The organism is Undibacterium sp. 5I2 (assembly GCF_035019605.1).
Taxonomy (GTDB): domain Bacteria; phylum Pseudomonadota; class Gammaproteobacteria; order Burkholderiales; family Burkholderiaceae_D; genus Undibacterium.
Genome location: NZ_JASJVS010000076.1, coordinates 1 through 15,947, shown reverse-complemented (window position 1 = coordinate 15,947; position 15,947 = coordinate 1). Strand labels below are relative to the sequence as shown.

Sequence of the window (15,947 nt, the reverse complement as noted above, 5' to 3'; positions counted from 1 at the left end):
CTTTGGCGGGAACCCAGTGTCGTTTTCAGCGCTGCGAATGCCATGATTTCTGGCATTTGCAGTTAAGCACGAACGCCACGGGGTTCCTGCCAAAAGCGCGCAGGAATGACGGGGTTGCCGCTTGGGGTAGTGATGCCGATTGCAAACTCTTTAGCGACAGCTTCGAACTCACGTGGTATTTTAGTAATTTTTTATCACTAATATCACCGACCCCAGCACGCCAGCCGATTTTCTCGTATATTGAAGCCATGGCTAAAGTGCTGTATCCTTCGCGCTCCGCTTGGCAGTCTGCCAAATGGCGCGTCGGCATCGAGCTGATCGATCAATGAATGGAATACCTCGTGACCTATAGTGTCAAAGAAATTTTTTACACCTTGCAGGGCGAGGGCAATCATGCCGGGCGCCCGGCGGTGTTTTGTCGTTTCGCCGGCTGTAATTTGTGGTCAGGGCGCGAGCAAGACCGCGCTACGGCGATTTGCCAGTTTTGCGATACCGATTTTGTCGGCACCGATGGCTTGGGCGGCGGTAAATTCAAGACGCCCGAGGCTTTGGCGGCGGTGATCAATGCGCTGTGGCCATCGGCTTACCCGGCCAGTAAGTATGTTGTGCTGACCGGCGGCGAACCGCTGATGCAGCTCGATGCCGGCTTGATCGCGGCCTTGCATGCCGTCGGATTTACCATTGCCATTGAAACCAATGGTACTTTGCCGGTGCCGGTTGGCGTCGATTGGGTGTGCGTGAGCCCAAAAATGGGGGCTGAGCTGGTAGTGCGCAAGGGTAATGAAATCAAGGTGGTGATGCCGCAAATCGGCCAAAACATGGCAACATATGCCGATCTTGATTTTGAACATTACTTTGTTCAAGCCATGGATGGCCCTCTGAGAGAGGATAATCTGCGCCTTGCCGTCGATTTCTGCAAGCAGCATCCGCATTGGAAGCTCAGTGTGCAGACCCATAAACTTTTACACATTCCTTAAGCGCGACATGTTAACGATTACCCGAAAAATGGAATTCGATGCCGGTCATCGGATTCCCGACCACAGCAGTCAGTGCCGCAACCTGCACGGCCACCGCTATACCTTGCAAATCACCCTGACTGGCGAAGTGGTGCAGCAAGATGGCGAGTCCGATAACGGCATGATCATGGATTTCGGCGATATCAAAGCGCTGGCCAATGAACACCTGGTCAATCTGTGGGACCATTCCTTTATTGTTTACGAAAAAGATTACCTGATCAAGAATTTTCTCGATCAATTGCCGGGGCATAAAACCGTGGTCATCGATCGTGTGCCGACGGTAGAAAATTTAGCCAAAATAGCTTTCGATATACTCAAACCTGTTTACCACGACCGCTACGGCCGTAGCTTGGCGCTCACCAAAGTGACGCTGTATGAAACGCCGAATTGCTGGGCCGAGATCGACGGCTGAGGCATGCTGCATCCACGCGCTCCGGCCACCCCGGACCACGCTGTCAGCAGCGCGGCCGAGCAAGCGCACGATGCAGTTTTCATGCAATTGGCGTATCAACAAGCGCAACTGGCCGGCGCGGCCGGTGAAGTGCCGGTCGGTGCGGTGCTGGTGCAGGGCGGGGTGGTGATTGCCCGTGGTTACAACCGACCGATTTGTGATCATGACCCCAGCGCACACGCCGAAATGCAAGCCCTGCGCAGTGCCGCCTTGGCACTGGAAAACTACCGCCTGCCTGGCTGCGAACTGTATGTCACGCTGGAACCGTGCTTGATGTGTGCCGGTGCGATGCTGCATGCGCGCCTGGCCCGCGTCATCTACGCCGCGCCCGACCCGAAAACCGGAGTGGCCGGCTCACTGCTGAATGTGTTTCAAGATACCCGCCTCAATCACCATACTCGTGTGACCGGCGGCGTCTTGGCTGAACCCTGCGCGCGTCTGCTGAAAGACTTTTTCGCCGAGCGGCGGCGCGCGGCGGCGGCCTTAAAAAAATCTGCCGCTCTTGCTAGTCTTGGCACTGGTTTGCCTATTCCACTTTCATCGCACGAGTCCCCCACATGAATCTCCCGGCTTCTCCCTTGTTGGCCCAGCGTCGTATCGCTGTCGTGGCACCGAGCGGTGCGCCGCTCGACGATGCGGCCGTGTTACGCGGCTTGCAAGTACTGGAACAGCTCGGCTGCGAAGTGCATAATTATTACCGAGCGGCGCAACGCTTTGAACGCTTCGCCGCCAGCGATGCCGAACGGGCGGCGCAATTGCACGCCGCCGCCGCCAATCCGGACGTCGATATCATCCTGGCCCTGCGCGGCAGTTACGGCTTGTCGCGCATTTTGCCGCTGCTCGATCTCGATATGCTGGCCGCCAGCGGCAAGCTGCTGGTTGGTTACAGCGATTTCACACCGCTGTACCAAGCCATGCTGGCACGTGGCCGCATCAGCTTGGCTGGTCCTATGTTGTGTGATGATTTCACGCGTGACGAGCCGTCCGCTTACACCTTGTCACAGTTTGCCGCCGCACTGAGCGCCGTTGCGGCCGCTGTGCCGCACCGCGTCGACTTCGCCAGCCCAGACAGTGCTGATATGGCGGTCGATGGCTGCTTGTGGGGTGGCAACTTGGCCATGCTCGTGCATACCTTGGGTACGCCGTACTGGCACGAGCCGCAGCAGGGCATCTTGTTTTTGGAAGATATCGGCGAGCATCCATATCGGATCGAGCGCATGCTGCTGCAATTGCATTTTGCCGGCGTCTTAGCGCGCCAACAAGCCATTGTGCTCGGCGATTTTTCTGCCTACCGGCTGGTGGCCAATGACAATGGCTATGATTTCGCCAGTATGCTGGCTTATATCCGCAGTGTCTGCCCGGTGCCGCTGGTGTGTGGCCTGCCGTTCGGGCATATCCGTGAGCGCGCCAGCTTGGTGGTCGGTAGCCAAGCGCAACTGCGGGTGCACAACGGCGTCGCAAATTTAAGCATGCATTTTCCGATCGATCAAGCTTCACTCTGAGTGTTGTGTATTTGTCCGTAAAAGAATGTTAAATCGCCGCAGTTGTCTTTTAGCTTGCTATTATTGATTGAAAGCAAATCAAAAAGGCGCAAATGACTCAGCTCAAAGTTTCCACCCGTCTGCATATCTTGAACGGGCTGTTGGCCTTACTACTGCTCGCGGTTGGCCTGATCGGTTTGTATGGGGTGAATAAGTCGAATAATTCTTTGAAGACGGTGTATGAAGACCGGGTAATTTGCTTGGGTCAACTGGCGGAAGTTAATTATTTGCTACAGCGCAATCGCGTCTTGGTGATGGATATGCTGTTGCAGCCAGCGCCAGAACATGTCGCCAAGCGTAATACTGAGTTGCGCAGTAACGTAGTGCAAGCTTCCAAGGTGTGGGCTGAGTATATGGCGACTTACCTGACGCCTGACGAGCAAGTGTTGGCAAAGAACTTTGATGCATTGCGCTTGCCGTATGTGCAAGAAGCTTTGCTGCCAGCCGCCGATGCGATGCTGGCCGGTCAAAACGACGCCGCACTGGCTATTTACACCGGCAAGATCAGTGTGCTGGCACCGGCGGTGAACCTGGCCTCGCAAAAATTAAATCAATTGCAACTGGATGTATCAAAAAGCGAATATGACGTGGCCGTGGCTAACTATGGCTTCATCCGTACGCTGTCGCTTGCGGCCATTGCCTTAGGTGTACTGTTTGCCGCTGTCTTCGGCAGTAAGCTGGTGCGCGACATCGGTCATGAACTCGGTGCTGAGCCGGGCGAGGCAGCCGGTTTGGCCAGGCGGGTTGCCGCCGGCGATCTGTCGCAAGCGATCGTGCTGGAAAACGGCGACGCCGCCAGCATGATGGCGCAACTCAAGACCATGCAAGAGAGTTTGGTCGTGGTGGTGGGGAATGTGCGTTTGGGCAGTGAAAGTATTGCTGCCGCCAGTGCCGAGATTGCACAAGGTAACCACGATTTATCGGCCCGCACCGAAAACCAAGCCAGCGCGCTGGAACAGACGGCGGCCTCGATGGAAGAATTGGGTTCGACGGTGAAACAAAATGCCGATAATGTACGTCAAGCGAACCAGTTGGCGATGAGTGCGCAGAGCTTTGCCAACAAGGGTGGGGCGGTGGTCAGCCAAGTGGTCGACACCATGAAAGAAATCAACCAAGCCTCGCGCAAAATCGCCGACATTATCGGTGTCATCGATGGCATCGCGTTTCAGACCAATATTCTGGCTTTAAATGCGGCGGTTGAAGCGGCACGGGCTGGTGAACAAGGGCGCGGCTTTGCCGTCGTCGCCTCGGAAGTGCGCAGCTTGGCCGGACGCAGTGCCGAGGCCGCCAAAGAGATCAAGACCTTGATTACAACCAGTGTCGACCGGGTACAGCAAGGAACGAACTTGGTCGATGAAGCCGGTGAGACTATCGCTGAAGTGGTTAACTCGATACAAAAAGTGACGGATTTGATAGCTGAAATCAATGCGGCCAGCCATGAACAAGCCTTGGGCATCGGTCAAATCGGTCAAGCGCTGACGCAAATGGATCAAAATACCCAGCAAAATGCTGCCTTGGTAGAGCAAATGGCGGCGGCGGCCAGTTTGCTCAAGGGGCAGGCGCAAGACTTGGTGGTCACGGTGGGGGTGTTTAAGCTCGATCAACATCATGTTGCCGCCCTTGTGCAAGTGCCAAGCCTTGGATTGCGCGCTGCGCCGGCGCAGCAAAATAAGTACCAACGTCTGGCTTGATCTCATGTTGGCGTGCCGGCGTGGTGCAAGCTTACAGGCGCAGCGCTGCGCATGTAGCACGCCTGTGGCTTAAGGAAACAACTTTATACAAAGCAGGGTTTGCTAATTGCGGCGCGGATAAATTATCATGCTCTGTAATGAATATTGACCACATCTTCTCCACGCTGCTCTACCATCCCCATCGCACCACACGCGCTTTGTTTGCCGTGTATCCGCACGCTCGCGCCGCACCCTGTTCGCATCTTTTCTGAAAAATAAATCATCATGCCTGATTTGAAAAAAACTTCTACTCCGTATTTGCGCTATGCCGTGCTCGCGGTCTTGCTGGCCGCCGCCGGTTCCGGCATTTGGTGGATTACGCACAAGCCGAGTGCCGCAGCCAACGAGGCTGGCCCTAGCCGTAAAGGCGGTGCGCAATCGGTAGGCGTGAGTGTGGTGCAGCGTCAGGATGCCCCATTGCAGTTGACGGCCTTGGGCACCGTGGCGGCGACGGCGACGGTGACCTTACGCAGCCGGGTCGATGGTCAACTGGAAAAAATTTATTTCAGCGAAGGGCAAATGGTTAAGCAAGGCCAATTGCTGGCCGAATTAGACCCGCGCCCATATCAAGCCTTGGTGCTGCAAGCCGAAGGCCAGTTATTGCGCGATCAAGCTTTACTGAAAAATGCCCAAATCGATTTGCAACGTTATCGCTTGTTATTGAGTCAGAATTCCATCGCCCAGCAACAGCTTGATACGCAAGAAGCCTTGGAACGTCAGTACCAGGGAACGGTAAAGATAGACCAAGGTACGCTCGATAATGCGCGCTTACAGTTGAGTTACAGCCGTATCAGCGCACCGCTGGCCGGTCGCATCGGTTTACGTCAGGTTGATCTCGGGAATATCGTGCATGCCAGTGATACCAACGGCTTGCTGGTGATTACCCAGACCGATCCTATCAACGTGGTGTTTGCCGTGCCGGAAAATAATCTGACACAAGTTTTGCAAGCCGCCGCGGTCGGTAAAACACCCTTGAAGGTAGAAGCTTGGGATCGTGATAATCGCAACAAGATCAGTGATGGTGTGCTGCTGGCGATCGATAATCAACTCAATGCCACTACCGGCACGGTGAATATCAAAGCCAAATTCGCCAATGCGAATCAAACTTTATTTCCCAATCAATTCGTCAATATCCATTTGCAGTTAGGTGTGCGTAAAGATGTTTTGACGGTGGCAACGGCGGCGCTGCAGCTTGGTAAAGTCGGTAATTACGTCTACTTGGTTAATGCCGATGAAACGGTGACGATACGTAAGCTCAAGCTTGGCGCGGTGAGCGGTGACAACACCATCGTCGAAGAAGGTTTGGAAGCAGGGCAGAAGGTCGTCATCGATGGTTTGGATAAATTGCGGGATGGTGCCAAGATCAAGCTGATTGAGCGTTCGGCTAAGCCTGCCGCTGGTGCTGCTCGCCGCGCTGCGGCTTCCACCTCAGCTTCCGCTCCACAGTAAACGCAAGGACTGCGCATGAACCCCTCCCGTCCGTTTATTCTGCGGCCTGTCGCGACCAGTTTGCTCATGCTCGCCATTTTGCTGGTCGGTTTGCTGGCTTGGCGCTTGTTGCCGGTGTCGGCCTTACCCGAAGTCGATTATCCGACGATACAAGTCGTCACTCTGTATCCGGGGGCCAGCCCGGATGTGATGACTTCATCGGTGACGGCACCACTCGAGCGTCAGTTCGGTCAAATGCCGGGCTTGTCGCAAATGTCTTCGTCCAGTTCCGGCGGCGCTTCGGTGATCACGCTGCAGTTTGGCCTCGAACTCACGCTTGATGTGGCCGAACAGGAAGTGCAAGCCGCGATCAACGGTGCAGTCAATCTGCTGCCCAGCGATTTGCCGAATCCGCCCATCTACAATAAAGTCAATCCGGCCGATACGCCGATCATGACGATTGCCATCAGTTCCGATACGCTGCCACTGACCAAAGTAGAAGACTTGGTCGATACCCGTTTGGCGCAGAAAATTTCGCAAGTACCGGGCGTCGGTTTGGTCAGCATCAGCGGCGGACAACGTCCCGCCGTGCGCATACAAAGCAATACCCAGGCGCTGGCAGCACGCGGTCTAACTTTGGCCGATATTCGTACCGGCATCAGCAATGCCAATGTTAATCAAGCCAAGGGTAGTTTTGACGGCCCCTTGCAAGCCTCGACCATCGATGGCAATGATCAATTGAAATCGGCTGAAGAATACCGCGATGTCGTGATCGCCTATCAAAACGGTGCACCGGTACGGGTACGCGATGTTGCCAAGGTGGTCGATGGCGCGGAAAACCTGCGCCTGGCTGCTTGGGCTGGCAGCACCCCGGCCGTGATTTTAAATGTGCAGCGCCAACCCGGTGCCAATGTCATTAAAGTCACCGATAAAATCAAAGCCTTGCTGCCGCAATTGAAAACCAGCTTGCCTGCGGCGGTCGATGTCAAGGTCCTGACCGATCGCACGCTGACGATTCGCGCCTCGGTGGAGGATGTGGAATTTGAATTGATGCTGTCGGTAGCGTTGGTGGTGATGGTGATCTTTATTTTCTTGCGCAATCTGGCCGCCACCATCATTCCAGCCGTGGCGGTTCCGTTGTCCTTGGTGGGTACTTTCGGCATCATGTATTTGTCCGGCTTCTCGATCAATAATCTGACCCTGATGGCCTTGACGATTGCCACCGGCTTCGTGGTCGATGATGCGATTGTGATGATAGAAAATATTTCGCGCTACATCGAGGCTGGCGACAGCCCGATGGAAGCGGCCTTGAAAGGCTCGAAGCAAATCGGTTTTACCATCATTTCTTTAACTTTTTCGCTCATCGCCGTGTTGATTCCGCTGCTGTTCATGGGCGATGTAGTCGGGCGCTTGTTCCGCGAATTCGCCGTCACCCTGGCGGTGTCGATTTTAATTTCCGCCTTCATTTCGCTGACCCTCACGCCGATGATGTGCGCGCGCTTGTTGAAACACGTGCCGGAACAGAAACAAAGTCGTTTTTATCATGTCAGCGGCGCATTTTTTGATCGCATCATCGCCTTTTACGGCACGCAGTTGCGTTGGGTTTTGCGACATCAGGGTGTGACACTGCTGGTGGCACTCGGGACGCTGGTCTTGACGGTGGTGCTGTATTTATTCGTACCGAAAGGTTTCTTTCCCTTGCAAGACACCGGTGCGATTCAAGGCATCAGCGCAGCGTCGCAGTCGATTTCTTTCCCCGCCATGGCGGCGCAACAGGAAACGCTGGCGAAGGCCTTATTGCGCGATCCGGCAGTCGAAAGTTTGTCGTCTTTCATCGGTGTCGACGGTACTAATACCTCACTCAATAACGGGCGTTTGCTGATTAACTTGAAACCCAAGGAAGAACGCGGCGATATCCGTACCGTGCTGGCGCGCTTGCAGCAGAGTGTCACCGATGTGCCGGGCTTGTCCCTGTATTTGCAGCCGGTGCAAGACTTGAGCATCGATGCGCGCGTCAGCCGCACCCAGTATCAATTCACTTTGCAAGCCAGCAGCCCCGAGGAATTGTCGGAGTGGACGCCGAAATTAGTCGAACGCTTGCAGCAAATCGAGGCACTGGCGGATGTCACCAGCGATTTGCAAGACAAGGGCTTGCAAGCCTATGTAGAAATCAACCGCGATACGGCCTCACGCTTAGGCGTGACTACGGCGGCGATCGACAATGCCCTCTATGATGCCTACGGTCAGCGTTTGATTTCGACGATCTACACCCAGACCAATCAATATCGGGTGGTGCTGGAATCGGCACCGGAAGCGCAGAATGGACTGCTGTCGCTCAAAGGGATTTACGTCGCCACCTTGGCCGGCGGCCCGGTGGCGCTTGATACCGTGGCCAGCGTCAGTCAGCGGCCGGCGGCATTGACCATCAACCATCTCGGACAATTCCCGACGGCGACGATTTCCTTTAATCTGGCCAAAGGTGCTTCGCTCGGCACGGCGGTCGATGCGGTACATGAAACTGAAGCGCAGTTGGGTTTGCCGGCCAGTATAGAAACCCGCTTTCAAGGAGCGGCGATGGCGTTTCAAGCTTCGCTCAGCAATACCTTGTGGCTGATTTTAGCTGCCATCGTAACCATGTACATCGTGCTCGGCGTGCTGTATGAAAGTTATATTCACCCGATTACCATCTTATCGACCCTGCCATCGGCCGGCATCGGTGCCTTGCTGGCCCTGCTGGTCAGCGGCAGCGATTTGAGTGTGATTGCCATCATCGGCATCATCCTCTTGATCGGCATCGTCAAGAAAAACGCCATCATGATGATCGATTTCGCCCTCGAAGCCGAACGCGATCATGGCATGGCCCCGGCCGATGCGATTTATCAGGCTTGCCTGCTGCGCTTTCGACCGATCTTGATGACCACCATGGCGGCCTTGCTCGGTGCCTTGCCGTTGATGTTAGGCGGCGGCATGGGTTCGGAACTGCGCTCACCGCTGGGGATTACCATGGTCGGTGGTTTGCTGGTCAGTCAGGTGTTGACCTTGTTTACCACCCCGGTGATTTACTTAGCCTTCGATCGCTTGGCACGGCGCTTGGCCAAGCGCTTTGGCAGCGGCAGCGATGCGGTTGATCTGGCCAAGCAGGAAGGCTAAGCATGTTTTCTTCCGCACCGTTTATCCGCCGTCCTATCGCCACCACCTTGTTGACGCTGGCGATACTGCTGGCCGGCATCTTGGCCTTCCGTTTGCTGCCGGTCTCACCGCTGCCGCAAGTCGATTTTCCGACTATTTCGGTGAGTGCCAAATTGCCGGGTGCCAGCCCGGAAACCATGGCCGCCACCGTCGCCACGCCGCTGGAACGGGCGCTCGGGCGTATCGCCGGGGTATCGGAAATCACTTCCTCAAGTGCGCTCGGTTCCAGCAATGTGACCTTGCAATTCGATCTGGACCGCGATATCAACGGTGCCGCGCGCGATGTGCAAGCGGCCATCAATGCGGCGCGTGCGATCTTACCGAGCGGCATGCCATCGAGCCCGACCTATCGCAAAGTCAATCCGGCCGATGCGCCGATCATGATCATTGCGCTGTCTTCCGATTCGCTCACGCGTGGACAAATGTACGATGCCGCCGACACCATACTCGGGCAAAAACTGGCTCAGGTAAATGGTATCGGCAATGTTGTCGTCGGCGGCGGTTCGCAGCCGGCGGTGCGGATAGAAGTTAATCCCATGCAACTGAATAATTATGGCATCGGCCTCGAAACCGTACGCGCTGCGATTACTAGCACTAATGCCAATCGGCCCAAGGGCTTCATCGAAGATGGCCAACGTCAATGGCAAGTGCAAGCCAATGACCAAGCCAAATTGGCGCAAGATTATTTACCGCTCATTGTCAGTTACAAGAACGGCAGTGCGGTCAGGATTGCCGATATTGCCGAAGTAAAAGATTCGGTGGTCGATGTACGCAATGCCGGCATGGTTGGCAATCAGCCGGCGGTGATGCTGATCCTGTTTCGTCAGCCTGGTGCGAATATCATCGAAACGGTAGATCGGGTGAAAGCCTTGCTACCGAATTTGCAAGCCTCGATTCCGGCCGCCATCAAGATGGAAGTGGTAATGGATCGCACCCCAACTATCCGTGCCTCGCTCACCGAAGTTGAGCGCTCGCTGGTGATCTCGATTGCCTTGGTGATTCTGGTGGTATTCATCTTTTTGCGCAATGGTCGCGCCACCGCGATACCGGCGATTACCGTGCCGGTCTCCTTGGTAGCCACCTTTGCAGTGATGTATTTATGCGGTTTTTCGCTCAATAATCTGAGTTTGATGGCGCTCACGATTGCCACCGGCTTTGTAGTCGACGATACCATCGTGGTGCTGGAAAACATCATGCGCCATATCGAAAACGGTATGCGGCCGGTTGATGCCGCCTTGCGCGGTGCACGCGAAGTCGGTTTCACCGTGTTGTCGATGTCGATTTCCTTGATCGCCGTGTTCATTCCTATCCTGCTCATGGGTGGCATCATCGGCCGCTTGTTCCGCGAATTTGCCGTTACCTTATCGGTTGCCATCTTGGTGTCCTTAGTGGTATCGCTGACTACCACACCGATGCTGTGCGCGCGCTGGCTCAAGCCGATGCATGCCGAAGCGCCGCCGGGTCGGCTGTTTCAATTCAGTGAGCGCGTGTTTGCGCGCTTGCTTGAGGGGTATCGTCGCTCTTTGCATTGGGCTTTAGCGCACGGCCCATTGATGATGGTTTTACTGCTGGCCACCGTGATCCTGAATGTGTATTTGTATATCATCGTTCCCAAGGGTTTTTTCCCTCAGCAAGATACCGGTCGCATGATGGGCATGATCAAGGCTGATCAAAGCATTTCGTTTCAAGCCATGCAGGAAAAATTACAGCGCTTCATCAATGTCGTCGCAGCCGATCCGGCGGTCGATAAAGTGGTCGGCTTTACCGGCGGCGGTCAGCGCAATACGGCCAATATGTTTGTAACGCTGAAACCTCTGAATGTGCGCAAAGAAAATGCCGAAAAAATCATCGGCCGCTTACGCAAAACCTTGTCCAATGAACCCGGCGCGACCCTGTTTTTACAAGCGGCGCAAGATATTCGGATCGGCGGTCGGGCCAGCAATGCTCAATACCAGTACACCTTGCAAGGCGATGACCTCGAAGAATTGCGGGCTTGGGCACCCAAGGTACAGCAAGCGATGAGTAAGCTCAGCATGCTGACCGATGTCAACAGTGATCAGGAAACCAAGGGCTTGCAAACCTCGCTGGTGTTTGATCGCGATGCCATGGCGCGGCTAGGGTTGACGCAAAATCAGGTCGACTCGGTACTCAATGATGCTTTCGGTCAGCGCCAGGTATCGACTATTTACAATGCGCTTAATCAGTACCATGTGGTACTCGAAGTGGCACCGCAATTTTGGCAAAGCCCGCAGGGACTCGCCAGTATTTACTTGCAAACTCCAGCCGGAAAACCGATACCGGTAGCGGCCTTCGCGCGCTGGGAAGCGAGCAATACCTCGCTCGGTGTCAATCATCAAAGCCAGTTTGCTGCCACCACGATTTCTTTCAATTTGCCGCTTGGTGTCTCGCTCTCGGCCGCGACGATTGCGATTGACAGTGCCTTGGCCGAAATCGGTTTGCCGAGTTCGGTGCGCGGTAGTTTTCAAGGCAGTGCCAAGAGCTTTCAAGATTCGCTCAGCAACCAACCGTTGTTGATTTTAGCCGCGCTGGTGGCGGTGTATCTGGTGCTCGGTATTTTGTATGAGAGTCTGGTGCATCCTCTGACTATTCTGTCGACCTTGCCATCGGCCGGAGTCGGTGCCCTGTTGGCCTTGATGGCGGTCGATGCCGAATTCAATATCATCGCCTTGATCGGTGTCTTGTTGCTGATAGGGATAGTCAAGAAAAACGCCATCATGATGATAGACGTGGCATTGACGGCCGAACGCGAACAACATCTGAGCCCGAGCGAGGCGATTTTGCAAGCTTGTCTGCTGCGCTTCCGGCCTATCTTGATGACTACACTGGCCGCCTTGTTCGGTGCCTTGCCGCTGGCGCTAGGTCATGGCGATGGTTCGGAAATGCGCACGCCACTCGGTATTTCCATCGTCGGCGGGCTGATCCTGAGCCAATTGCTGACCTTATATACGACCCCGGTCGTGTACGTGTATTTAGATCGATTCCGTTTATGGTGCGGCACGCTGTTCCAGCGCACGCCACTGCCGGCCCAACCGCAAAGTAATTCGCTATGAAAAAATTCCTGTTTCGCCCCAACTTGGCCGTGACTGTCCTGGCTTTGAGTTTATCGGCTTGTGCGATCGGGCCCGATTATCATAAACCGGCCGTGCCGCTGGCGGCTGCCTTCAAAGAAGATGGGCGTTGGAAATCGGCCGAGCCGCTCGATATTTTGCCGCGTGGTGCCTGGTGGGAAGTGTATCAAGATGCTCGCCTCAATGGCTTGATGCTGACTCAGGCACAAGCGAGCCCGAGCATTGCGCAAGCCGAAGCACAATATCGTCAAACCCAACAATTATTGGCGCAAGCCGAGGCCAGCTTGTTCCCATCGCTGACGGCCAGCGCCGGCAGCAGCCGCACCGTCAGCGCCGCCGGTGCGCCGGTAACGCGGCAATCTAACCTCAATCTCAGTGCCAGTTGGGAGCTCGATATGTGGGGCAGCGTGCGGCGCGCGATTGAAGCTGGCGAAGCGAAGCAAGCCAGCAGTGCCGCGCAATTGGCAGCGATTAAATTAAGTGCGCAGGCCCAGTTGGTCTCGGCCTATCTGCAGTTGGTAGTGAGCGACAAGCAACTCGAACAACTGCGTAGCAGTGAAGCGGCCTTGAGTGAAACCGTCACGCTCACGCGTAACCAATATCGGGCCGGTACGGTTTCTGAAGCCAGCTTGAACTTGGCCGACAGCCAGTATCAAAGCGCCCGCGCAGCGACATTAGACAAGCAGTTACAACTGGCACAATTGGAACATGCCGTCGCCGCCGCTATCGGCGTCGCCCCGGCTGACTTCAGCTTGCCGGCGGCTGTGACCGTACCCCATTTGCCGCAATTGCCGGCGCTGCTGCCTTCGGCTTTGCTCGAACGGCGGCCTGATATCGCCGTCGCCGAACGCAATATGGCGCAAGCGAATGCCCAAATCGGGCTGGCCGAAGCGGCGTTCTTTCCCAGCTTGAGCTTGACTGCCAGTGGTGGCTACAAGGGCACCGGCTTAAGCGATTTGCTCTCGGCACCGAACCGGATTTGGGCGATCGGCCCGCAATTGGCGGCCACCGTATTTGACGCCGGCTTACGCAAAGCACAAACGGCGCAAGCCGTGGCCGTATATGACGCCAGCGTGGCCGCGTACCGCTTGGCGGTGCTGGCCGCCTTCCAGAATGTGGAAGATACTTTGGTTGCACAAAGCCTGCTCGAACAGCAAGCACAACGGCAAACGCTGGCGCTGGTGGCGGCACAGCGAGCCGAAACCATCACGCGCAACCAGTATGCGGCCGGTACCGTGGCCTACCTCAATGTATTGGCGGCACAAACGACGCGCATCAGCGCCGAAGCCAATCTGTGGACTGTGCTGAACCGTCAATATACGAACAGTGTGGCCTTGATTGCCGCGCTTGGAGGGCGTTGGTAATAGTGCTCATTGCAGTTGACATAAAAGGCGCGTGCGCGCCACTCGATTGCCGCCTGCGCGGCAATGACGAATCGGGCGGCAATGACGAATTGCGCGGCTCGGTGGACGCGGAATCGACCTAAGGAACGAAAAAAAACCGCCCGAACCAAGTTCGGACGGCTTTTTTTTAAACCGGCACAGCCGTATCAGTCGTCGGCGTAAATATCGTTATCCTTGGTTTCACGGATGAACAAGGCACCGATCACGAAGGTGGCCAAGGCGATCACGATTGGATACCACAGACCGTAATAGATATCGCCTTTAAATGCCACCAGTGCAAACGCAGTAGTCGGCAACAAACCGCCGAACCAACCGTTACCGATATGGTAGGGCAACGACATCGAGGTGTAGCGGATGCGGGTAGGGAACATTTCTACCAACATCGCCGCGATCGGGCCGTACACCATGGTCACATAAATCACCAAGATGACCAATAACAGCAAGACCATCGGTTTGTTGATTTGCGCGCTGTCGGCTTTCGGTGGATAGCCGGCTGCTTTGATGGCGTCGCCCAGCTCTTTCGAGAAGGCTTTGTCTTTAGCTGCGGCTTCTTCTTTCGGCAAGGTTGCCGAACTGTAAGAAGTGATCAGCTTGTCGCCGACTTTAACGGTGGCGATGCTACCCGGTGCCGCGACTTCATTGGAGTAATTGACCGAAGCGGCAGCCAATTTCGCTTTCACGATGTCGCAAGAAGAATTGAATTTCTTCGTGCCGGTAGGGTTGAACTGGAATTGGCAGTCAGCCGGATCAGCTGTTACCACCACCGGCGCATTTTTCAAGGCTGCTTCAAGAGCAGGATTGGCATAATGGGTCAGGCCGCTGAAGATAGGGAAGTAAGTCAGCGCAGCAATCAGGCAACCGGCCAGAATGATAGGCTTGCGGCCGATTTTATCTGACAAGGTACCGAAGATGATGAAGAACGGTGTGCCGATCACGAGTGAAGCGGCGATCAACAGATTGGCCGTGGCACCGTCGACTTTCAAGGTTTGCTGCAGGAAGAACAAAGCATAGAATTGACCGGTGTACCAAACCACGGCTTGACCGGCAGTCAGGCCAACCAAAGCCAGAATAACGATTTTCAAGTTTTTCCATTGGCCGAAGGATTCGGTCAACGGTGCTTTGGAGGTTTTTCCTTCTGCTTTCATCTTGGCGAAAGCCGGCGATTCATGCATGGACAAACGAATCCAAACCGATACCGCGAGCAAGAATACCGACACCAGGAAAGGCACGCGCCAGCCCCAGGAAGCGAATTCTTCTTCGCCGATGGCTTGGCGGGTACCGAGGATGACTAACAAAGACAGAAACAAGCCCAGCGTTGCCGTGGTTTGTATCCAGGCCGTGTAAGCACCGCGTTTGTCGTGTGGTGCATGCTCGGCTACATAAGTCGCCGCGCCGCCGTACTCACCACCCAAGGCCAAGCCTTGGAGAATCCGCAGCGATACCAAGATGATTGGGGCGGCGATGCCGATGGTGGCAAAGTTCGGTAACAGACCGACGCAGAAGGTTGAGGCACCCATGATCAGGATAGTGACCAAGAAGGTGTACTTGCGACCTATCATATCGCCGAGACGACCGAACACCAGCGCGCCGAACGGTCGCACGATGAAACCGGCAGCGAAGGCGAGCAAGGCAAAGATGAAGCCGGTATTCGGATCGGTACCAGCAAAAAATTGCTTGGCGATGATGGCGGCCAACGAGCCGTACAGATAAAAGTCGTACCATTCAAAAACGGTTCCCAGAGAAGAAGCAAAAATAACTTTGCGTTCTTCAGCTGTCATGCCGCTTGACGTTGCAATAGGTGCTGTCGCCATGCTTGTCTCCTGATTTATATTTTATGTAAAAGTTTCTTGGCAAAGCAGGTCAGCTGGATTTTTAAATAGGCTGACATTTTTTGCACGCTTTGAGTGTGCGAGCCTAAACTTACGGCAGGCTTTCTTGAAACTTACAGAAACTTACAATCGCGCACGGAAAAATTCATCAAAAATCTGACTAGGGTTTGAAACCCCGGCCTTCAGAGGCTGTTGCAAAAGGGTATTGAGTCGGTATCATTACCCTAACTGGTGGCCACGTCATTCCTGCGCGCTTTTGGCAGGAACCCAG

11 protein-coding genes are annotated in these 15,947 nt (G+C 55.1%); 10 read left to right on the top strand and 1 reads right to left on the bottom strand.

From position 1 onward, the window contains the following. The 10 genes from QN359_RS17935 to QN359_RS17890 form a co-directional block, all read left to right on the top strand. On the top strand, positions 1-329 hold a 329-nt coding region (locus QN359_RS17935; RefSeq protein ID WP_323493603.1), incomplete at its 5' end, for a hypothetical protein. Between the two features lie 12 nt (positions 330-341). Next, a complete protein-coding gene (queE, locus tag QN359_RS17930; protein WP_322251125.1) occupies positions 342-977 on the top strand; it encodes a 7-carboxy-7-deazaguanine synthase in 636 nt (211 codons plus the stop codon). A 7-nt stretch (positions 978-984) separates the two neighbouring features. Next, positions 985-1,428, top strand: a complete 444-nt coding sequence (gene queD, locus QN359_RS17925; RefSeq protein WP_322248612.1) for a 6-carboxytetrahydropterin synthase QueD — start codon at positions 985-987, stop codon at positions 1,426-1,428. A 3-nt stretch (positions 1,429-1,431) separates the two neighbouring features. Then, positions 1,432-2,028, top strand: coding sequence for a tRNA adenosine(34) deaminase TadA (tadA, locus tag QN359_RS17920; protein ID WP_322248611.1), 597 nt, complete (start codon positions 1,432-1,434; stop codon positions 2,026-2,028). Next, positions 2,025-2,969 (top strand): LD-carboxypeptidase, encoded by a 945-nt coding sequence (locus QN359_RS17915; protein ID WP_322248610.1) that lies wholly within the window; start codon positions 2,025-2,027, stop codon positions 2,967-2,969. The genes tadA and QN359_RS17915 overlap by 4 nt, the downstream gene beginning before the upstream one ends. Before the next feature lie 92 nt (positions 2,970-3,061). Beyond that, complete coding sequence (locus QN359_RS17910) at positions 3,062-4,699, top strand: methyl-accepting chemotaxis protein (protein WP_322248609.1); 1,638 nt, start codon at positions 3,062-3,064, stop codon at positions 4,697-4,699. A gap of 264 nt (positions 4,700-4,963) precedes the next feature. Continuing rightward, entirely contained in the window at positions 4,964-6,187 is a 1,224-nt protein-coding gene (locus tag QN359_RS17905; protein WP_322248608.1) for an MdtA/MuxA family multidrug efflux RND transporter periplasmic adaptor subunit, read from the top strand. 15 nt (positions 6,188-6,202) lie between these two features. Then, entirely contained in the window at positions 6,203-9,316 is a 3,114-nt protein-coding gene (locus tag QN359_RS17900; RefSeq protein WP_322248607.1) for an MdtB/MuxB family multidrug efflux RND transporter permease subunit, read from the top strand. Between the two features lie 2 nt (positions 9,317-9,318). Further along, complete coding sequence (locus QN359_RS17895; protein WP_322248606.1) at positions 9,319-12,426, top strand: multidrug efflux RND transporter permease subunit; 3,108 nt, start codon at positions 9,319-9,321, stop codon at positions 12,424-12,426. After that, entirely contained in the window at positions 12,423-13,808 is a 1,386-nt protein-coding gene (locus QN359_RS17890) for an efflux transporter outer membrane subunit (protein WP_322248605.1), read from the top strand. The genes QN359_RS17895 and QN359_RS17890 overlap by 4 nt, the downstream gene beginning before the upstream one ends. Positions 13,809-13,993: 185 nt before the next feature. Here the strand turns inward: QN359_RS17890 and QN359_RS17885 are convergent, their stop codons facing one another. Continuing rightward, the gene (locus QN359_RS17885) at positions 13,994-15,658 is read right to left on the bottom strand and encodes an MFS transporter (protein WP_322248603.1); all 1,665 of its coding nucleotides are present in this window, start codon (positions 15,656-15,658) and stop codon (positions 13,994-13,996) included. Positions 15,659-15,947 lie beyond the last annotated feature (289 nt).